The organism is Rhizobium sp. CF142 (genome assembly GCF_000281145.1).
GTDB lineage: Bacteria > Pseudomonadota > Alphaproteobacteria > Rhizobiales > Rhizobiaceae > Rhizobium.
The window spans coordinates 1-19103 of record NZ_AJWE01000108.1; the positions used below are offsets into that span (position 1 = coordinate 1).

24 protein-coding genes are annotated in these 19103 nt (G+C 61.6%); 14 read left to right on the forward strand and 10 right to left on the reverse strand.

Features of this window, described 5'->3' with window-relative positions; translation table 11 throughout:
• Window positions 1-219: 219 nt before the first annotated feature.
• A complete protein-coding gene (locus tag PMI11_RS25280; RefSeq protein WP_007822977.1) occupies window positions 220-927 on the reverse strand; it encodes a phosphatase PAP2 family protein in 708 nt (235 codons plus the stop codon).
• 126 nt (window positions 928-1053) lie between these two features.
• The gene (locus PMI11_RS25285; RefSeq protein WP_007822978.1) at window positions 1054-1647 is read right to left on the reverse strand and encodes a hypothetical protein; all 594 of its coding nucleotides are present in this window, start codon (window positions 1645-1647) and stop codon (window positions 1054-1056) included.
• A 248-nt stretch (window positions 1648-1895) separates the two neighbouring features.
• Here PMI11_RS25285 and PMI11_RS25290 point away from each other — a divergent pair, with 248 nt between their 5' ends.
• The 3 genes from PMI11_RS25290 (at window position 1896) to PMI11_RS25300 (ending at window position 4446) form a co-directional block, all read left to right on the forward strand.
• Window positions 1896-2420 carry a hypothetical protein gene (locus PMI11_RS25290; RefSeq protein ID WP_007822980.1) on the forward strand — a complete coding sequence of 175 codons (525 nt, stop codon included), beginning with the start codon at window positions 1896-1898 and terminating at the stop codon, window positions 2418-2420.
• Between the two features lie 104 nt (window positions 2421-2524).
• Window positions 2525-2917 (forward strand): COG4315 family predicted lipoprotein, encoded by a 393-nt coding sequence (locus PMI11_RS25295; protein ID WP_007822982.1) that lies wholly within the window; start codon window positions 2525-2527, stop codon window positions 2915-2917.
• 179 nt (window positions 2918-3096) lie between these two features.
• Complete coding sequence (locus tag PMI11_RS25300; RefSeq protein WP_007822984.1) at window positions 3097-4446, forward strand: carbohydrate porin; 1350 nt, start codon at window positions 3097-3099, stop codon at window positions 4444-4446.
• 30 nt (window positions 4447-4476) lie between these two features.
• On the opposite strand, the gene PMI11_RS25305 is transcribed toward PMI11_RS25300, so the two are convergent.
• Entirely contained in the window at window positions 4477-4929 is a 453-nt protein-coding gene (locus PMI11_RS25305; RefSeq protein WP_037072138.1) for an Lrp/AsnC family transcriptional regulator, read from the reverse strand.
• Window positions 4930-5049: 120 nt separating this feature from the next.
• Between PMI11_RS25305 and PMI11_RS25310 the strand changes: the two genes are divergently transcribed.
• Entirely contained in the window at window positions 5050-6027 is a 978-nt protein-coding gene (locus PMI11_RS25310) for a nucleoside recognition domain-containing protein (protein WP_007822989.1), read from the forward strand.
• A gap of 82 nt (window positions 6028-6109) precedes the next feature.
• Here PMI11_RS25310 and PMI11_RS25315 read toward each other — a convergent pair whose 3' ends face one another.
• The gene (locus PMI11_RS25315) at window positions 6110-7042 is read right to left on the reverse strand and encodes a hypothetical protein (RefSeq protein WP_007822991.1); all 933 of its coding nucleotides are present in this window, start codon (window positions 7040-7042) and stop codon (window positions 6110-6112) included.
• Between the two features lie 248 nt (window positions 7043-7290).
• Between PMI11_RS25315 and PMI11_RS25320 the strand changes: the two genes are divergently transcribed.
• The 6 genes from PMI11_RS25320 to PMI11_RS25345 all read left to right on the forward strand — a co-directional run bounded on the left by PMI11_RS25320 (window position 7291) and on the right by PMI11_RS25345 (window position 12672).
• Window positions 7291-7506, forward strand: coding sequence for a hypothetical protein (locus tag PMI11_RS25320; RefSeq protein ID WP_007822992.1), 216 nt, complete (start codon window positions 7291-7293; stop codon window positions 7504-7506).
• 82 nt (window positions 7507-7588) lie between these two features.
• The gene (locus tag PMI11_RS25325) at window positions 7589-8383 is read left to right on the forward strand and encodes a potassium channel family protein (protein ID WP_007822993.1); all 795 of its coding nucleotides are present in this window, start codon (window positions 7589-7591) and stop codon (window positions 8381-8383) included.
• Between the two features lie 156 nt (window positions 8384-8539).
• Window positions 8540-9019, forward strand: a complete 480-nt coding sequence (locus tag PMI11_RS25330) for a GNAT family N-acetyltransferase (protein ID WP_007822994.1) — start codon at window positions 8540-8542, stop codon at window positions 9017-9019.
• Window positions 9020-9240: 221 nt separating this feature from the next.
• A complete protein-coding gene (locus PMI11_RS25335; RefSeq protein WP_007822995.1) occupies window positions 9241-10590 on the forward strand; it encodes a chloride channel protein in 1350 nt (449 codons plus the stop codon).
• 77 nt (window positions 10591-10667) lie between these two features.
• Window positions 10668-11555, forward strand: coding sequence for an alpha/beta fold hydrolase (locus PMI11_RS25340; protein ID WP_007822996.1), 888 nt, complete (start codon window positions 10668-10670; stop codon window positions 11553-11555).
• Window positions 11556-11805: 250 nt separating this feature from the next.
• Window positions 11806-12672: a LysR family transcriptional regulator gene (locus PMI11_RS25345; protein WP_007822998.1), complete on the forward strand. Its 867-nt coding sequence runs from the start codon at window positions 11806-11808 to the stop codon at window positions 12670-12672.
• Window positions 12673-12679: 7 nt separating this feature from the next.
• Here PMI11_RS25345 and PMI11_RS25350 read toward each other — a convergent pair whose 3' ends face one another.
• Both PMI11_RS25350 and PMI11_RS25355 read right to left on the reverse strand, forming a co-directional pair.
• Complete coding sequence (locus PMI11_RS25350; protein WP_007822999.1) at window positions 12680-12883, reverse strand: hypothetical protein; 204 nt, start codon at window positions 12881-12883, stop codon at window positions 12680-12682.
• Between the two features lie 320 nt (window positions 12884-13203).
• Window positions 13204-13884 (reverse strand): RNA polymerase sigma factor, encoded by a 681-nt coding sequence (locus PMI11_RS25355; RefSeq protein ID WP_007823003.1) that lies wholly within the window; start codon window positions 13882-13884, stop codon window positions 13204-13206.
• A gap of 169 nt (window positions 13885-14053) precedes the next feature.
• Here PMI11_RS25355 and PMI11_RS25360 point away from each other — a divergent pair, with 169 nt between their 5' ends.
• On the forward strand, window positions 14054-14575 hold the full coding sequence (locus PMI11_RS25360) for a DUF4142 domain-containing protein (protein ID WP_007823005.1): 522 nt from the start codon (window positions 14054-14056) through the stop codon (window positions 14573-14575).
• Window positions 14572-14892 (forward strand): cupredoxin domain-containing protein, encoded by a 321-nt coding sequence (locus PMI11_RS25365; RefSeq protein WP_007823006.1) that lies wholly within the window; start codon window positions 14572-14574, stop codon window positions 14890-14892. Before PMI11_RS25360 ends, PMI11_RS25365 begins: the two co-directional genes overlap by 4 nt.
• 42 nt (window positions 14893-14934) lie before the next feature.
• On the opposite strand, the gene PMI11_RS25370 is transcribed toward PMI11_RS25365, so the two are convergent.
• From PMI11_RS25370 to PMI11_RS25385, 4 genes are all read right to left on the reverse strand, one after another.
• On the reverse strand, window positions 14935-15234 hold the full coding sequence (locus PMI11_RS25370; protein WP_007823007.1) for a HigA family addiction module antitoxin: 300 nt from the start codon (window positions 15232-15234) through the stop codon (window positions 14935-14937).
• A 45-nt stretch (window positions 15235-15279) separates the two neighbouring features.
• Complete coding sequence (locus PMI11_RS25375; protein ID WP_007823009.1) at window positions 15280-15564, reverse strand: type II toxin-antitoxin system RelE/ParE family toxin; 285 nt, start codon at window positions 15562-15564, stop codon at window positions 15280-15282.
• 109 nt (window positions 15565-15673) lie between these two features.
• Window positions 15674-16093, reverse strand: a complete 420-nt coding sequence (locus PMI11_RS25380) for a nuclear transport factor 2 family protein (RefSeq protein ID WP_007823011.1) — start codon at window positions 16091-16093, stop codon at window positions 15674-15676.
• Window positions 16094-16195: 102 nt separating this feature from the next.
• Window positions 16196-16936 carry a phosphatase PAP2 family protein gene (locus PMI11_RS25385; protein ID WP_007823013.1) on the reverse strand — a complete coding sequence of 247 codons (741 nt, stop codon included), beginning with the start codon at window positions 16934-16936 and terminating at the stop codon, window positions 16196-16198.
• Window positions 16937-17243: 307 nt separating this feature from the next.
• Between PMI11_RS25385 and PMI11_RS25390 the strand changes: the two genes are divergently transcribed.
• Together PMI11_RS25390 and PMI11_RS25395 are read left to right on the forward strand one after the other, a co-directional pair.
• Window positions 17244-17936, forward strand: a complete 693-nt coding sequence (locus PMI11_RS25390) for a response regulator (protein ID WP_007823014.1) — start codon at window positions 17244-17246, stop codon at window positions 17934-17936.
• Entirely contained in the window at window positions 17933-19102 is a 1170-nt protein-coding gene (locus PMI11_RS25395; RefSeq protein ID WP_007823015.1) for an ATP-binding protein, read from the forward strand. The genes PMI11_RS25390 and PMI11_RS25395 overlap by 4 nt, the downstream gene beginning before the upstream one ends.
• Window position 19103 lies beyond the last annotated feature (1 nt).

Below are 19103 nucleotides of genomic sequence, written 5' to 3' on the forward strand. Positions count from 1 at the left end.
CCAGTAAGGCCCTGCGTCGTCAGTGCGGCAACGACCAAGAGACCGATTGTGGCGAACAGCGCGTTGAGCGGCGTCGAAATCTTTGAGAATGGCACTGCCGACATTAGATACTCCCAACCCCCCGGCATTCGTCGACAATAGATACCTTCGGACCACACGCAAGGGAGGTTGGGGTGGCGCCTCGTTCAAAAGCAGCCTGCCAGGCCTTCATAAGAACCCTCACGCCCCCCCGCCCTGCCCCTCTCCATCCGCCCGCACAATGAAACGCTTCGACACCAGCCAGCACAGCAGCGCCCAGAGCGAACCCGCCCCCCAGCCGGCCAGCACATCCGTCGGGTAATGCACGCCGAGATAGATGCGGCTGAGGCCGATGATGACGGCGAGGAAGATGCCCGCCCCCATGACGAAGATGCGCGTGGCGCGGAAGCGCTGCGTGCGGGCGAGAAGCGCCCCGAGCGTGAGGTAGGTGACGGCCGAGACCATCGCATGGCCGCTCGGAAAGCTGAGGTCATGGACATCGACGAGATGCGGAACAATGTCAGGTCTTGCGCGGGCAACGATGATCTTGAGCCCCGTGCTCGCCAGCCAGCCTGTGAGAACCGAGAGGAACAGGAAGATGGCAATACCGGTCTTGCGGTCGAGCAACAGATAGGTGGTCGCAAGCAATGTCAGCAGCGTCAGAACGGTGACGCCGCCGAGGCTGGTAATGTCGCCCATCGCATGAACGAGCCATTGCGGGCCGATCGGCCGGCCGAGATCGCCTGATTGCCGCAGCCAGAGCAGGATCGTCTGGTCGAAGCCAAGTGTTTCGCCTTCCAGCACCTCGCTCGTCAGCCGCTGCAGCAGGAAGAGGCCGCCGGCAATGCAGGCAAAGGTGATGAGCGTCATCGGCTCATACTGATTCAGCCAGGTCTTGATACGCTGCATTCTTCTCCTATCAGGCGATATCACGTGCCGGGAAAGTCCCGGCGCAGGAACTCATCAACTGTGTGAGGCGACGGAAATTTGCAAGGGTGCCCGGTCAGTTTGTAGCCAATGACCGCAGCATCAAGCTCAGTTCTGCGGATTCGGCCGGTAGTGGTCGAGCTGATCGTATTGCCAGACCCAATGGCGGTCCCCGTCGGGCCCGGGCGGCACGTAGACCGCGCCGAGCCGGGCCAAAAACGGTGCGTGGCCGGGCTTCTCATGATTCACCTGGAACTCTATACGCGTCACGCCATAGCGTTCATGCAACGCGACGAACAGCGCACGCGCCAGGCTGTAGCCCATGCCCTTCTGCATATTGTGGGTTTCCGTGACGAAATGGCCGATGGCGGCGGTTCGTCTGTCGCCAAGCCTGGGGCCGACAAGCCAAAATTTCACGTAGGCAAGCTGAACCCACTTACCTTCCTCCAGCGCAGGGACCTTCACCGTCAAATGGTCGAGTGAAAAAAATTCGTCCGACGCGGGCGGCCAATGCCAAGGCTTGTAAGGATCCCAGGCAAATTGAAGGGGGGCGTGAAGGGCCGCGGCACAATCGCTTTCCAGACGGGCAATGTTCGCCGCCCGTCGGCGCTCTCGCTCCGGCCGGATCAACGGCCTCGTAAGCAATCCGATAAACAAGCAATTTTCTGTCAGGAGGAGACCTTTATAGACGACGTCCAGCATGAAGAACCCTGATCGCTGAAATATGGACGCGGCCCATAGCACATAGCGCTTAACGCTTGCCTTCCAGACCTCCTCTTTCGTTCGAAACCCGCTTTGCAGCAGCAGGCCGACACGATCACATCGGGCTCACCGAACTTTGTACTCACCTCTTCATCTACCGCTTTCCCTACCTTCGTATAGTTACAAATCCCGGCTAACCCGGTGATCCTGATGCGGCTGAAGGACAGTCGCTCGAGGAGAGTAATGACATGCACAGGACATTGTCAGCTGCGGCCGTCGCCCTCGCCGTCTCCGCCGCGCCTTCGGCTGCTGCTTCCGCCGCCCAAAGACCTGTGAACGCCGAGGCCGCCGGCAAGATCAGGGCGGGGTTCTCCAGGCTGATGGAGCTCGCCAACCGGCATGATTTCAGCGGACTTCACGCCATGTTCTGGCAATCCCCCTCAGCCCTCCTCGTCGCCAAGAGCGCCGTTCCCGCCGAGGGAAACTGGGCAGGTTTCTGGGGCAACGAAGCGATCGACAGGAAGCTGCACGACATCGGCACATCCGGCCCGGTCGTGCTTGAGCCTGATTACACCAAGCTCAAGATCGTCGGCCTGACGCCTGACGTCGCGGAATCCTACGCGCCGATGAACATCACCGTCTCCTATGCCGGCCAGGACGGGACGCCCAAACCGTTCCTGATGATCATCGACTGGATTCATATCGGAAAGGACTGGAAGGTTGCTTCGGAAATCATCCTGCCGGTGCCGCCGGCACCTGCTGCCAAGGGTTAGCTGCCCGCAAACTGACCTCACCAACCCCTGAATCAAACGCCGCCTGCGACCGGCAGGAGCCTCTCCTGTTCAGGCACAGGATTGCGGCGGAAAGGACCCCCAAAATGTCTGGTACCACGAAAAGCCTCGTAATCTCGCTTGGCCTCGCCCTGATCTCACTCTCGGCTGCCGAGGCAAAGACCGCGTCGCCTGCCACGGTCGTTATGAGCGGACAGCAAAAGCTGCTGGCGGACGCTGACGGCCAATCGCTCTACACTTTCGACAAGGACCAGCCCGGCAAGTCATCCTGCACACTGCTCTGTGCTCTCGCATGGCCTCCGTTCGAAGCACCGGCCAGCGCCAAGGCTTCCGGACCCTGGAGCGTTGTCACGCGACCGACCGGGGTAACCCAGTGGGCTTACAACGGCTCGCCGCTATACACCTATCACTTCGATTCCAGGCCTGGAGATGTCCATGGCGACGGCGCCGAAGGCGTTTGGCATCTCGCCAGACCATGACGCCATAGTGTCGGATGGCGGATGGCGAATTCCGAACCGGCGGCAGGGCAAGTGCAATTCGACAAACTTGCCCCGTCGCGCAATTCGTTCCAATGATAGCGAGCTCGTGTTCGCGCAAAGGCGCTATCGGTGAGCGCCCTTGCATCCCCCGATATCAGGCCCCCGGAAAAGGGACGAGAATGAAAAAACTGCCCGGCGCCGCTCTTGCACTTGCGATTGCCGTTTACGGCGCGGGAGCTCGGGCGGATGATACGGCACCGCCATCCTATGCCGATACGACACTGACAGGCGATTGGCACGGCTATCGCAATTGGCTGCGGGACCAGGGCGTCACTTTCACGATGTCGCAGACCAGCGATGTGCTCGGCAACGTATCGGGCGGCGTGAAAAGAGGAACGGCCTATGACGGTCTTTTCCAATTGCAGGGCGATTTCGACATGGGCCGGTTGGCAGGCTGGACCGGCGGCGCCATTCATATTTCCGGTTATGCGATCCAGGGTCAGGGCCTGTCCGGCAAGGATGTCGGCAATCTTCTGACCGTAACCTCGGTGGAGGCCGATCCCGGCTTCAGGCTCGGGGAATTCTATCTCTCGCAGAGTCTCATGGACGACAAGGTAACGGTGAAGCTCGGGCAAATCCTGGCGGACCAGAATTTTGCGATCAGCAATACGGCGAGCCTTTTCGTCAATTCGACATTCGGATGGCCCGGAATTTTTGCCGCGGATCTGCCCGGAGGAGGACCGGCCTATCCCTTCGCCGTTCCGGGCGCTCAGATCATCATCAAGCCTGACGATGCCTGGACGCTGCAGGCTGCCGTCTTCAATGGCAGCCCGACCGGGTCGGACCCCGATGGCAATGCCAATGGACTGGGATTTCCGCTTGGCGATGGCGTGCTGGCGATTGCCGAGGCAGGCTATGCCTATATGCCCGGAAAGGGCGGGACCGGCCTGCCCGGCACCTACAAGATCGGTGCCTGGTACAATTCCGAAGAGTTCGACAGCCTGACCACCGCATCGAACGGCGTCTCGCTCGCCGATCCGCTCTCAAGCGGCAGCCCGCGCCGGCTCTCGGGCAATTTTGCGGTCTACGCCGTTGTCGATCAGACGCTCTGGCAGGAGCCCGGGAGTACGGACAATGGCCTCAATGGATTTGTCCGTATCGCGGTTGCGCCGCAGCAGGAGCGCAACAGCATGAACTGGTATTTTGATCTGGGTCTTGCCTATAAGGGGCTTCTGCCGGGCCGCGACAATGACACAGCCGGCGTGAGCTTTGCCTATGCCAGCATGAGTTCGGGCATGTCGGATCTGGTAAAGGCCGAAAATGCCTTCAACGGGACGTCGCAGCCGGTTCCAAGCTCCGAAGCCGTGATCGAAGCCACATATCAGGCGGCCGTGACGCCATGGTTTACAGCTCAGCCATTCTTTCAATATGTCGTCCGACCCGGCGGCAATGCAGCCGATCCCGACAAGCCGAATTCGCGCATACAGAATGCAGCGATTTTCGGTTTCAGAGCCGTGACATCCTTTTGAGGGCGGCAGCCGGCCGCCGCGGCAAGCCGATCAAAGCCGGATGGCAGTCTCCTCTTTGGCCGTGCGGATAACGATCATGGTGAAAAAGCGGGCGACATTGTTTTCGTCGCGGAAAAGCCTGTCGCACAGAGAGTCGAATTCTTCCATATCGCGCAGCCGCAGCATCAGAACGACATCGGTTTCGCCGGTGACGGAATAGGCTTGCGAAACGGCCTCTTCGGCGACAGCAATATCCAGAAAGCGGCGCATATGCGCCTCGCCATGCAACTTCATTTCCACCGTCACCAGCGCCTTGATCCCGCGTCCGGCCCTGGCGGGATTGAGGATTGCGACGATGCGGTCGATCACACCCGATTTGTGGAGCCGCTGTACGCGGCGCAGGCAGCTGGAGGGGGACAGGCCCACCTCCTCGGCCATATCGATATTGGTGCGCGACGCATCGCGCTGCATCAGGTTCAGAAGTTTTCGGTCGATACGATCCATGTCGGCGAGCATACCGGTCGAACGCGCCATTGCAATAAAATTGCATAGACCTGCAATCTTTGACCGCAAATTCGAAGCGAACGGGGCTAACAGATTGAGGCACCATCAAGGGGGTCTCAAATGTCGTTCTTCTCGCTCATCCGCCGCAACACCAGGGAAACACTCGCAATTTACTGGGTGCTTGTCCGCATCACGATTCCGATCGCGGTTGCGGCCGAGCTCTTGTCGAGGATGGGAGCGGTCAAGGCGGTCGCCCCCGTCTTTGCGCCCGTCATGAACCTGGTCGGGCTCCCCCCGGAGCTCGGCGTGGCCTGGCTGACGGGCATGCTGGTGGGGATCTGGGGTGCCGTTCCCTTGGTTTTCACCCTCGTTCCCGCATCCTCGCTCAGCGTCGCTGACATCACTGTATTCTCGGCCCTCATCCTGTTCGCGCATGGTCTGCCGATCGAGCAGAAGATCATCCAGAAGGCGGGTCCAGGCATGATCGCGACGACCACGCTGCGCATGGCGGGCGGCCTGCTCTATGCCTTCCTGCTGCACCATGTTCTGACTGCGACAGGCTGGCTCGCTGGCCCTGCCAATCCTGTCTGGCTGCCGATCAGCGCAACGCCCGACTGGGCCGACTATATGAGAGGGCTTGCCGAGACCATGGTCTGGATGCTTCTCATCCTCGTCGTCCTGTCCTGGGGCCTTGAAATCCTCAAGGTGACCGGGCTGCTGGGCCTGATGATGAAGGCGCTTTCGCCTGTGCTGCGCCTCGCGGGCATCAGGGGCGAGGCCGAGCATCTCACGGCTATCGGCCTGTTTCTGGGCATTTCCTACGGCGCCGGCCTGCTGATCCGCGAGGCGCAATCAGGAACGATATCGCCGCGCCAGATCTTTCTGTCATGCGTGTTCATGGGTTTTGCGCATAGCGTGATCGAGGACACGATCGTGGTGATGTCGCTCGGCGCAGATCTGCAAGGCGTTCTGACCGGCCGGCTCATCTTCGCCATCGCGGCATGCGCAGCGATCGCCGCCCTGCTGCGCCGCCTGCCCGACAAGGCATTCTTCGCGCAGATGTTTCGCCTGGGAAATATGGAAGCCGAACGCCGATGAAGGCGCAAGCCCGGGGCAGCGAGACCGCCCCGGACTGCCGAAAGCGTCATGCGGCGCCCGCACCGGACGCCGCATGACCTCGCTAGACCAGCGGTCCGCGGCTGGTGGCGATCAGATCCTCCTCCTCGTCCCGCTGACGCCCGCCAAAAGCGGCGGCCGCAGCGGCGATGAAGGCGCCGACCAGCAGCGACAGCGAGCCGATCAGCGCCGAGGTCGCAGCAGCCTTGCGGGCCTTGTCGGCAGCAGCCTGTGCCGCGACCTTGGCATCGTCGATCTGCTTCAGCACCGTATCCACCCGCGCCAGCGCATCGGCCTCCGGAAGGCCCGTGCGGGCCGAGACGATGCCGGCAATATAGGTCTTGTCACCGTCAGGCACCGAGCCGTTCGCCGCCCCCTGCAGGAGGATGCGGGAGATTTCGGCAGCGGCCGCACCATTATCCGCGTTGGCGCGGTCGGCGATATTTTGGGGCCGCAGCAGCGCATCGGTGAAATAGGCGGTGGGTGTACCGACCGAACTCGTGTCCGAAGCCGAAGTGGCGGCAGCACCTCCGGCCACACCGGCGGCCATGGCGGCCTGACCGGCGGCACTTGCCCCTGCAAGCGAGGTCAGCGACGAGGCCAGGAAGCCGGCGACGAAGACGGTCGCGAGCGCCCAGCTGAGGAAACCGTGGGCCGTATCGCGGAAGAAGACTTCATCCGTATGCACCGCCGCCCATTTTGTCCTGAGCCGCCCGGTGAGATAGCCGCCGAGAGCTGACGACAGCCACTGCACGACAACCAGCCAGATCGCCGCGGTAATGCCGACGGTAGCCGCCGAACTGCTTTCGCCCGACCAGGGCGACACCATCGTCAACCCCACGCCGGAGCCGAGCAGCAGCAGGATGAGCGTGATGCCCGTCGCCGCCACGGCGCCGCCGATGATCGGCCCCCAGGCGATGGCCGCGACCGAGGATTCGACCGGCATCACACCGGTCTGCCCGCTTTCAAGAGGGTATCTGTCTTCAGCGAGAGACATGTTAAGCCCCCTATCGCATGAAAAGAACGAGAAGAATGACGATCGGCAACGGGATACCCAGAAGCCAGAGAAGAATACCGCGACCCATGTGAAAATCCTCCATGATATGAGTGTGTTCGCAAGGATCGAACGCCACGGCATACTGTTTGTTCCGAAACCGGGCGCCGCAATGCCTGCCCGCAATTCCCGCCTTCTATGGAACAGGGGGAGTCCGCTCCGCGTTGGGCTTTCAGAGAAAGGAGCGTTTCATGGCCCACAAGACAAAACCGCTCGTCGAAGTCGCCGCAAGGACCGAGGACGGCCGCGTGCCGCTCGGCATCATGAACACCAGGCAGGCACTCGACCTGCCCGACGAACTGGATGTGGAAATCTCCCATCCGGACAAGGAGCCCGGCGCAACCGACCACTTCATCGACAAGAAAGAGCTGCGCAGGGTCGGGAGAAAGGCCCGCGGCAAACAGTGAGCCCATCGGCCGCGAGCGGCTGAAGGCCTATCGTCGGATTGACCGCCGTTGATACATGCGGCAAGCGAGCTATCTCGCCAGCATGGATCATCTCTTCGGCGACAAGACCACGCATCCCAAAAGCCTGCGCGAGGGGCTGCGGCGCATCGAGCAGGGCGAAGGCCGCAAGGCCATCCTCCTGCAATTCGCCTTTGCCGTCATAGACATCGCCATCCTCGCCTTCTTCGTGCTCGGTCCCTATTTCCGCGCCGGCCCCACCTATCTCGTCATTGATTACGTCATCGCCGTCTGGATCGCCGCCGAGATCGCGGCGCGCGCCATTGCTGCACCGTCTCTGCGCAGCTGGATCCTGCGGCCGATGACCTGGATCGATTTCATCGTGCTGGCAACGCTGCTCTTCCCCGATGCGCTCTTCAACTTCGCCTTCCTGCGGGTCATGCGGCTCTGGGCGATCGGCCGCAGCCCGCTGCTGAGGGAGGCGCTGCGCAGGATGGGCTGTGTCGACCGGATTGATGTTTTCCGGGCGGTCATCAATTTCGTCGTCTTCCTCTTCCTCGTCACCGGATTCGTCTACACATCCTTCTTCTATAACCGGGAGGGAGGCGAAGGTTTCGTCGATGCGCTTTATTTCACCGTCGCAACCGTCACCACGACGGGCTTCGGCGACATCACCCTGCCCGGCACGCTCGGCAAGCTCACCTCGGTCGTCACCATGATCGTCGGCATCTCGCTCTTCGTCCGGCTGGCGCAAGCGGTGGTGCGGCCGCACAAGGTCACCTTCCCCTGCCACCGCTGCGGCCTGCAGCGCCATGATGCCGATGCCGTTCACTGCAAGGCCTGCGGCGAGATCCTCAACATTCCCGACGAGGGAAGCTGACGGGGCCACTGCCGAAAAACCTGCCGCACCAGGCAACCGGCTGCCCCTCTCCGCCATCCATCCTGGAAGCGGTGAAGCCATACCAGTCGATTGACAAGGCGCGTCAGGCTCACCCATGTTTGCGGCCTTCGATCAACGACATAAAGCTTTGCCGGGATGAATGAGATCTCCGTCACGATTGAAAGTCCGCTGCAATCCGAAGTTTCCTCCCTCCTGTTGCAGTCGGATGCCGTCGCCGCGAAGCTTTATCCGGGTGAATACCGACGTCGGATCGATGCCGGGTTTCTGGCAAAGCCTGGCACCTATGTTCTCGTCGCTCGCCTGGCTGAAAGAGCGGCAGGCATGTGCGTGCTGTTCGACAGAGGCGACTTTTCAACGGAACTCAAGCGCATGATCGTCGATGCGAAGTCCCGTGGCTACGGCGTCGGCCGGGCCCTTCTTCAAGGCGCAGAGATGCAGGCCATGAAGCTTGGAGCGCTCACAATGTTGCTCGAAGTCGGAACGCGCAATACCGAGGCACAGCAGCTCTATCGGCGCGGAGGCTATCAATCCTGCGATCCTTTCCCGCCTTATGCTGGATCGCCGATAAGCCTCTTCATGATGCGGCACCTTGCGGCGTCCACCCCACGTTCCTGAACCAAACCCCACTGCAACGCTCGCGGCGAGATCCTCGCCATTCCCGACGCGGCAAGCTGACGGGGCCACCGCGGAAAAACGAGCCGCAGTGCCGAACCGGCCGCCTTCCCTGTCGCGCCTTGCATCCTGCCGGCCTGGATGCATTTTTGCTAAATCAGCTGATGATATCAGGCAGGGTTTGCGGTTATACCGGGTTGCCCCCATCAGCGTGCTTGAGTCCCATGCCTATTCCCTACCGCAATTCCAGACTGCTTCGCCGTTCCCGTGTCATCTGGGGATCGTTTTCGCTCTGGCGGCCACGGCTGGTCTTCTGGTGCGGGGCGGTGGCGATCGGCCTCGTCAGCGTTGGTTTTGCAAGGCTCGCCGATTTCGCGCAGAAAGCCTTTGCCGCCCTGACGACATCGGGCGAGTGGTCGTTTCTGCTGCCGCTGGTCCTGAGCCCGCTCGGCTTCATGCTCTCGGCCTTTCTCGCCATCAGGCTGTTTCCCAATTCCCAGGGCAGCGGCATTCCCCAGGCAATTGCCGCACGCCATCTGCGCGAGGAGGAAGACCGCTCGCGGCTGCTTTCGCTCAGGATCGCCGCCGGCAAGATCGCGCTGACCGTTCTCGGCCTTTTCTGCGGCGCCTCGATCGGCCGTGAAGGGCCGACAGTGCAGGTCGGCGCTTCGATCATGCTGGCGGTGGCACGCTTTGGCGGCATGGCGCAGGCACGCGGCTTGATCCTGGCAGGTTCGGCCGCCGGCATTGCCGCTGCCTTCAACACGCCGCTTGCCGGCATCGTCTTCGCCATCGAGGAGATGAGCCGCACCTATGAATCGCGCGCCAACGGCCTGGTGCTGACCGCCGTTATCCTTTCCGGCCTCGCCGCACTCGGCCTTGCCGGCAGCTATAATTATTTCGGCGAGACCTCCATTTCGCCCGCAGGCCTCAGCGACTGGGGCCTCGTGCTCGTCTGCGGTATCGGCGGCGGCGCGCTCGGCGCCGGCTTCAGCGGCTTTGCCCTGCATTTCGGCCAGCGCATCCGCCGCTGGGCGCAGCCGCAGCCATTGCACCGCATGGTCGCGCTTGCCGGCATCTGCGGGCTGGCGGTCGCCGCCATCGGCATCGTTTCCGGCGGCACGACCTTCGGCACCGGCTACGAACAGGCGCGCGGCGCGGTCGAAGGCCATGCGCTGCCGCTCCTGTTCTTCATCGAGAAACTCGCCGCCAGCTTCCTGTCCATGCTCTCGGGCATTCCGGGCGGCATCTTCGCGCCGTCGCTTGCCGTCGGCGCCGGTTTCGGCAGCACGGTCGGCTCGCTTCTCGGCACCAGCATCGCGCTCGCAGCCATCCTCGGCATGACCGGTTATTTCTCCGGCGTCGTGCAGGCACCCATGACCGCCTTCGTCATCATCCTGGAAATGACCGGCGACCATCAGGCTGTCATCCCCATCATGTCGGTTGCCATGCTCGGCTACATCACTTCCCGCATCCTGGCGCGCGAGCCTCTCTATCACGGCCTCTCCCGCGTCTTCATCGCCGCCGCAGTGCGGGCACGAAGGGCAGTAGAGCGGGAAGAGGCCGCAGCCTAGAAGCACCCGCCTTCGCCCCACCCGTGAACCAAATCCCGCCCTCACGAGTTCTCCCCGCAACCGAGGGAGAAACACCCATGTCCACAGGTCTCATCGAAGGCTTCCAACAGCGCCGCCTCCCGGGAGATGGCGTGGAGATCGACGCGCTGGTCGCCGGCGATGGCCCGCCATTGCTTCTTCTGCACGGCTGGCCGCAGACGCGCATGTGCTGGTCGCGCGTCGCACCTGATCTGGCCAGACACTTCACGGTCGTCGTGCCCGATCTGCGCGGTTATGGCCGCAGCGACAAACCCGAGGACAGCGCCGATCACCAGACCTATTCCAAGCGCGCCATGGCCCGCGACCAGATCGCCGCCATGCGCGCACTCGGCTTCGAGCGTTTTGCCGTCGGCGCCCACGATCGCGGCGCGCGCGTCGCCTATCGGCTGGCTTTCGACCACCCCGAGGCGGTTACCCGCTTGGCGAGCCTCGACGTGATCCCGACGGCCGATATGTGGGCGAGGATGGGTGCCAGGGAGGCCGTCTCCGCCTGGCACTGGGCAATGCTGGCCCAGCCGGACGGGCTGGCGGAGAAGCTTGTTGGTGCCGATCCGGAGTGGTTCGTCCGCTACATCCTCTCGCATCAGTCGGGTCAGGGCTTTGCCATTCCGGAGGAGAACATGGCCGACTATCTCGCCTGCGCCCGCGACCCCAGAAGCGTTCATGCCTGGGCTGAAGATTATCGTGCCGGCTGGACGATCGACCGCGAACTTGATGAGCAGGATCGCGGCCGCAAACTCGACATGCCGCTCTTGATGCTCTGGGGCGAGCACGGCACGCTGAAAGGCAAGGATGGTCTCGAGCCCTGGCGAGGCTGGGCGGAGCGGGTCGAGGGCGAAGCCCTGCCCTGCGGTCACTTCATTCCCGAGGAAGCGCCTGACGCTGTCATTGCGCATTTCACCCGGTTCTTCGGCGCAGGCGCCTGACCGTCCTTGTATTGTCTCCGCGCCATCCGGCTTAAAAGCGGCAAGGCCCATCGCAGGCCATCCCACTCAGGCGCGTCGAGCGGATCGGCGAGCGGGTCTTGTCTCTGCTGGCGGCTTTTCCTGTGAAGCGCGTTTGCGAGCATGATCCAGTTGAGAAGCATGATCCTGCCTCCATCTATGACAGATCCACCTGAGCTAAGGCGCCGGCCCCGGCAAAGGTAGACGCGCGGATAAAAGGGGGTTTTCACGGATGAAAGAGGCAAGCTGGGATGACCTGCAGCTCTTCTTCCATGTCGCGACATCGGGCGGCCTGACGGGTGCTGCGGCCCGCACCGGCCTCAGCCCGCCCACCATCGGCAGGCGGATGCTGGCGCTGGAGCGGGCGACCGGGCGCACGCTCTTCCGGCGCGGCCCGACCGGCTATCTGCTGGCCAAGGATGGGGAGACGCTGTTCGAGCGCGTTCTGGTCATGCAGGAGGCAGCCGAGGCGATCGCCGACTGGCGCGGCGACGTGCTGACCCTGCCGATCGTCTCGACGGGTGCGGATGCCTGGATGTTATGGTTCATCGCCGGCCACCTGCCCGCCGTCTGGCAGCCGGAAGACAGGTTCCGCATGTGCTACAAGGCGCTCGATACCGGCCTCGACCTGACCTATCGCGAGGCGCATCTCGCTATCATGCAGAGGCGACCCGAGCGCGGCAATTTCGCCACGCGCCGCTCCGTCTCCGTTGCCCACGCAGCCTATCAGGCCAGCACCTTCAGCGCCGCCAATCACAACTGGATCTCGCTCGGAACGGAGATTGCGGTAACCCCGGCCGACAAATGGACCTTCGAGCAGCCCGACCACTGGATCACCAGCTGGACGAATACGCCGCTGATGCTGCTCCACCTCATCCGCGGCGGCGCCGGCCGCGGCCTGCTGCCCTGCTTCATGGGCGACGCCGAACCCGGCCTGGTCCGCGCCGGACCTGTCATCGACAGCCTGACCTATGACATCTGGATCACCGTGCACGAAGACGAGCGCCAGCGGCCGGAAGTGCGAACGGTGATCGACAGGCTGAGCACGCTCTTTACCGCCCATGCGGACCTGTTTGCCGGGAAGTCCGCCCGCGTTTGAGGAAGCGCTACAGGGCGGCCGGAGCCGCCCCATGCCTTGGCCATTGCGGCAGATGCACGACAGGGTGCGTGACGACCTCGCCTTCGGCATCCTCGTCACAGGCCGTCTGCAGCTTCATGGCGCTGCCTTCAATCTTGTCGAGCAGATTCTGAACCTCATCGAACCGGCCGAGAAGGCGGTGGGTGAGTTTTTTGAACTTCCGTTGGGACATTGATTGCCTCCTTTGATCCGGGAACGCGGCGGATCGCAGAAAGTTCGGAGGCGAAGAGCGTTTGTCAGGACCTACCGCACAGATTGAAACGGCATAATACCTGGCGCCCTCAAAGCCCCAAACGGGAACGAACTCCGCCCCTCCGATGTTATCCGGGCAACAATCACCGGATCAGGCAGGCCCATGAGACTATTGATGATGTTAATCCTGGCGCTGATGATCACATCTGTCGTCGGCATATTGGGCGTGCAGATGTTCGGCGGCAGCAAGAGCGATAAGCCGCCGCCTGTCATCCAGCAGCCGGAGCCCAAATAGAGCCGTTACTTTCCCATCAGTTCGCCCATCACCCGCTCGGTCAGCCGGTCGCATTTCCACCCGGCAAAGGGAAACGTATCGAGCGCTACCGGCCCGATCATCTGGTCGAGCTGACGGCGCAGAAGAGCGCGCGCCCGGTGCAGCCGGCTGCGCACGGTTTCGGGCTTGAGGGAGAGCAGTTCGGCGGTCTCCTCGACGCTCATCTCCTCGATCACCCGGGCGATGAAGACGAGGCGGAATTCTTCCGGCAGGCTGTCGGTCGCCTCTTCCACGAGTTTCAGGATCTGTCGCTGCGCCATGGTGGTCTCTGGATTGTCGATGGGCGAACCGGTGGGAAAATCGAGGATGCGGCTTTGCATCTGCGCGGTATCAACGGGTACTTCGGGCGTGCGGCTCGCTTTGCGAAGCCTGCCGAGCGCCTCGTTCATGACGATACGCGTGAGCCAGGTGGAAAAGGCGCTGGCGCCCTGGAAATCACCAAGGTGGCGGAAGGCCTTGAGATAGGCATCCTGCAGGGCATCCTCCGCCATCGCATCATCGCGCAGGATGCCGCGGGCAATGCGGAACAGCCGGCGGTTATAGCGCCGCATGATAGCGCGGAAACCCTCGGGATTGCGCGCCAGCGCCATCGCCACCAGCTCCGGGTCGCTTCTCTCTGCTACCGCTCTTTCCACCTGCTGCGCCATGGCTCAATCCTTTTTCGCATTAGATGCGGGCCTTTTTCGCATTGGATGCCGGGGCAGGATAAAGGTTCCCCACATCCGGAAAAATCTTTTCGGGAACGTCTGCCCGATGCCGGCATCCAATTCTGCGTAGGAAACATCGACCGGCGGTATCAGCCGGATGGAGGACCAGATGCAGAAACACCTTATCGCCGCGCTTGCGGCTTTCGCGCTCTCAGCCCCCGCAGCTTTTGCAGCCGGCGCAGCACCCACCGATCCGCAGATCGCCCATATCGCCTATACGGCCGGCGTCATCGACATCGCGGCGGCCAAGCAGGCGGTCGAGAAATCCAAAAACAAGGAAGTCGTCGCCTTCGCCAAGGATATGATCCGCGACCACGAGGCCGTCAACAAGCAGGCGCTCGATCTCGTCAAGAAGCTCAAGGTGACGCCCGAGGACAATGATACCAGCAAATCGCTGACATCGGCGGCCGAAAAGGAGCGGCAGAAACTCTCCAAGCTCAAGGGTGCCGCCTTCGACAAGGCCTATGTCGATAATGAAGTCGCTTACCACAAGCAGGTCAACGAGGCGCTGAAGACAGGACTGATCCCGGCAGCCCAGAACCCGGATCTGAAGGCCCTGCTCGAAACCGGCCTGAAGCTCTTCGAAGGCCATGAGCAGCATGCCGAGCATGTTGCCTCGATGCTGAAATGACGGTCATGGCAATCCTGCCAAGACTCTGCCTTGCGGCCGGCCTTTCCCTTTGCGGGACGGCCGCAAGCGCCGCCACGATCGAGGTCACCATCGAACGGCTGGAGTTCAAGCCGGCGGTGGTCAAGGCGCGGCCCGGCGATACCATCCTCTGGCGAAATAAGGATGTGATGGATCACACCGCAACATCCAAAGGGAGTTTCGACGTGGTGATCCCGGCGGGCAAGTCGGGGTCGACTGTCATCAAGGGTGATGGGGTGGTGGATTATAGCTGCCGCTATCATCCCAATATGAAGGGGCGGATCGAGGTTTCACCCTAGCGGGCCTGGGGCGCGACCGCGCCGGCGTACGAACCTCCGGCATCAGGTGGCGTGGTCGATTTCCTCGATGGCATCAAGCTCTTCCTGCAGTGCGGGCGCTTGGCTGCTGAGGTCGTAGCTGGATTGCAGATTCAACCAGAAATCCGGCGTGGTACGAAAGTATTTGGCAAGTCTGAGAGCCGTGTCCGTCGTGACCGGCGTCTGCTCAGAGGCAAGCCGTTCGATCCTCGTGCGGGGAACATTCAGCTTTCGCGCCAGCGCTCCGGCGCTCATGGCGAGAGGCTTGAGATACTCTTCGCGGAGGATTTCTCCGGGGTGAACGGGAGTAAGAAGTTTTAGCATTTCTCACATTGCCTCCTGCAAAAAGGGCACCCTGGCATCGAGAACTCAGTGATAGTCGACAATTTCAACGGCCTCCGGGCCGCCTTCAGTCCAAACGAAACAGATGCGCCATTGGTCATTGATCCTGATCGAATGCTGGCCTTGCCTGTTTCCTTTGAGGGCCTCAAGCCTGTTGCCAGGCGGAGACCGAAGATCGTCCAGCACAGCCGCGGCGTTCAGCATCGCCAGCTTTCGCTGAGCCGCGCGCAACAGATCAGCCGGAAACCCTTTTGGGGCCTTCTCCGTGGTCGCGACCGTTTCGGTCATCGCATTCTTGAATGATCGGATCACGGCCATCCCCTGAGCGTCTGTATCATAGCGCGATACATGACTGCGTCAAGCAGAACGTATCACACCACGATACAAAAATGCCGTGAGCCGCCGGATATTTCGCCACCCCTCAAACGACAGCCGAACCCCTCGCCCCGATCGGGTTGCGCCGGAAGAGTTCGCCGACCATCCAGCTGTCGAGATAGGCGCGCACTTCCACGATCGTCCCGCCCGAAAAGCGGCAGAGCCAGCAATAGCGGTTGTCGAAGCGCATGCCGTCGCGGGCGGTCGCCATGGAGCGCAGCTCGACGATCGCCCAGTCGCCATCGATGAGGATATTCTCCGTGGAAAGCTGCGTGCCCTCGGGCAGGACCTTGTGCAGCTTGGCGAAGGTGCCGGCGAGGAATTCCTGTTTGGAATGGTAGTGGCCGGCGAGCGGATGGGTACCCATGACTGTCCAGTCGACGTCATCCGCGACGTGGGCGAAGAAAGCGGCGCCGTCGCCCTGTTCCAGATGGGCGAAGAGGGCTGCGATTTGCTGTTTGTTCATGGCGCGTCTCCCCCAAGATGATCGCGGGATGCACGGATTGATAGCATGAGTTAGCTGGTGCTGAAATAGCGGGATATTTGCTTGCGGCAGAGATCAATCCCCTCACCGCCAAAGCTTTGAAACTGCATACTCATCCATCCAGCGCCAGACCCAGGCCATGGCGAACATCGTCAGCAACCAGCCAAGCACGACGTCTGAAAGAAAATGAGCGCCGAAAATCACGCGATTGAACGCCACAAACGAGAGGCAAGGCAACAGCAGTATCGCGGCCGCCCACCTGAGCCTGGCGGGCACCAGAACCAGCAGCGACAGTGACGCCGCGGCTGCGGAAGCCTCGCCGGAAGGGAAGGAGCAGTTGCGGCTGCACGCGGCGGAAAACTGCCACACCGGCGTAAAATCCATGGTTCCCCCGAACTCGACAAGGTCACGAGGCCGTACACGCCCGATGAGAACCTTGAGCGTCTGGACCGTGAGGAGCGGACCTGCGGCAAAGCTCAGGAGGACGAACAAGGGCTTCTCGGGCGAACAGAACCGCATTCGTCCCGGCACGAGCGTCTGCAGCGCGATCAGCACGATCATCGAGCCGATAAGATAGGGTTGTGCAAGACGGCTGATATCCCTTACCTCCCGCAAGAAGGGATTGCCGGCGAGAAAGAAGATCCGTCCGCTGACAAACCAGCGCGAGACCATGAGATCGAGATTGGGAAAGACGACAAAAACGAAACTGACCCAGACGATTGACGTGCCGATGACGGCAAGCGCCCGGTCAGCCGTGGATGGCGTTGCCGGCAAGGGCACGCCGCTGGAGGCAGAATTCCAGTCATCGAACACAAATTTTCGCAAGCCGGTATCTCCGAAGGCTGCAGCATCGGCCCGAAAATCGGAATCGATTTTCGGAAAGCCTAATGCGTCAAATCAAAGGGTTAGAGCGTCCGTTGCGTGTCCGAACGGACGCACGGCGCTCTAGTCGGCCGGCAAGCTGGTTTCGAATTGTCAAGAAATGGCGAGGAAGGGATCAAGGCGCTGTTGAGAACAGGCTGCCTGGCTGTTGAAAGCACGCTTGCAAATTGCAGAAATCTTTCCTGTCCGCGATAGTGGGCGCCCGGCGGCAAAGCCGGCAAAGACAATTGAACAACTGCAGGGCATTGGGGTGGATAACAGTCTCGTTCTGATCGTTGAGGATGAACCGGCAATCGCGCAGATATTGGAAGCCTATTTGTTGCGTGACGGGTTCCGTACCGTTCGCGCAGGCGACGGCGAAATAGCGCTTCAACATCATGCCCATCTGAAACCGGATCTTGTGCTGCTTGACGTGCGCCTGCCGAAACTCGATGGTTTCGACGTGCTCGCGCGCCTGCGCCAGACAGGATCGACGCCGGTGATCATGGTGACGGCTGTTGCCGATGACATCGATCGGTTGACCGGCCTGCGCCTTGGCGCCGATGACTATGTGATGAAACCGTTCAACCCGCAGGAGGTTGTTGCCCGGGTCAAAGCCGTCTTGCGCCGGACGCGGGGAGAACACGCCAACGTCATCAAGCGGTTTGGGACTATAGAGGTCGATTTCACCAGCTACACGGCGTTTGTCACCAGCAACGAGCGCCGCACGCACCTATCCCTGACGCTCAGTGAATTTCGAATTCTCGCCTATATGATACGCCATCCGACCCAGGCTTTTGCGCGTGCCGATATTCTCGACGCCTGCCTGCCGGAAAGCGACGCTCTGGTGCGCACCGTCGACACGCATATTTCCAACCTTCGGCGCAAACTGGAAGAGTTGGGGCAGAACGGCTTCTTTCGTGCCGTGAGGGGAATTGGCTATCGTTTTTCGGATCCGAGATGAAGATATTCAGGCTCCCCTCGCTGCCGCTTGCGACGGTCACCGCTGCCATCATCGGAGTAATGCTGCTTCTCAGCGTCGGCATGACCTATCTCGGGGCCATCTGGTATTCCACCTATCTCGAGGAAAGCATCATTGAAAACCTGCCACCGAGAGCCGCGGCTGCTTATCGCGATCTGGACAATGGCGTCGTCCCCGACCAGGATTCGCTCAAGCTCCTCCTCGCTAACCTCAATGGGCTGCAGGAAGAACAGACAGATTTCCAGCTCCAGATCCTGATTCTGACCTGCGGCCTGCTTTCGGCCCTTGTCTGCGCCATTATCGGGATATTTCTGGCGCGACAGATCGCAAGGCCTCTCGCAGAACTCACATCTGCTGCCGAAGGCCTGAAATCCGGCGACTTCTCAGTGAGCGTCGCTGCCTCGCGCCACACCACCCGAGAGGTCTCCAGTCTCATGGATACCTTCAATGCGCTCGCAACCAGCCTCGACAGCATGGAAAAAAGGCTGCGTTTCAACAACATGGCCGTCGCCCACGAATTGCGCACGCCACTGACGATCCTGCGGGGTTCGTTGCAGGGCATGCTCGATGGCGTCTTTCCAATGGACCGGAAGATGATCTCCGATCTCCTGGTTCAGGTGGAAGGTCTCGGGAGAATTGTTGAAGATCTGCGCACCCTGTCGCTGGCGATCGGCCAGAAACTCGTCATGGAGCGTGAACGGACCGACGTGTCGCAGGTGGTAGAATCGGTCCTAACATCGGCCAAACCCATGCTGGAGACCAGCACGCTGACGCTCGAAACCGGTCTGCAACCAGCCTTTATATCGGTAGACTCGCCGCGTATTCGCCAGGCCGTGCTGGCGCTTCTGGAAAACGCCTGCCGCTATGCCGCAGACGGCAATTGGCTGCGCTGCGAAACGGAGCAATTGCCGGATGAGAGCGTCGTCATCCGCTTTCTGGATCGGGGGCCCGGATTTCCTGAAGGCCTGGATGCCGTAGCCACGAACCCCTTCTGGCGAGGTGATCCCTCCCGGTCTCGTGCAACGGGCGGCACAGGACTGGGACTATCGGTGGTGCAGGCCATCGCGCTTGCCCATGGCGGACATCTGGAATTCGCCAACCGGGAAGGCGGCGGCGCGATGGTCGCAATCCACCTGCGTCCGGCATAGT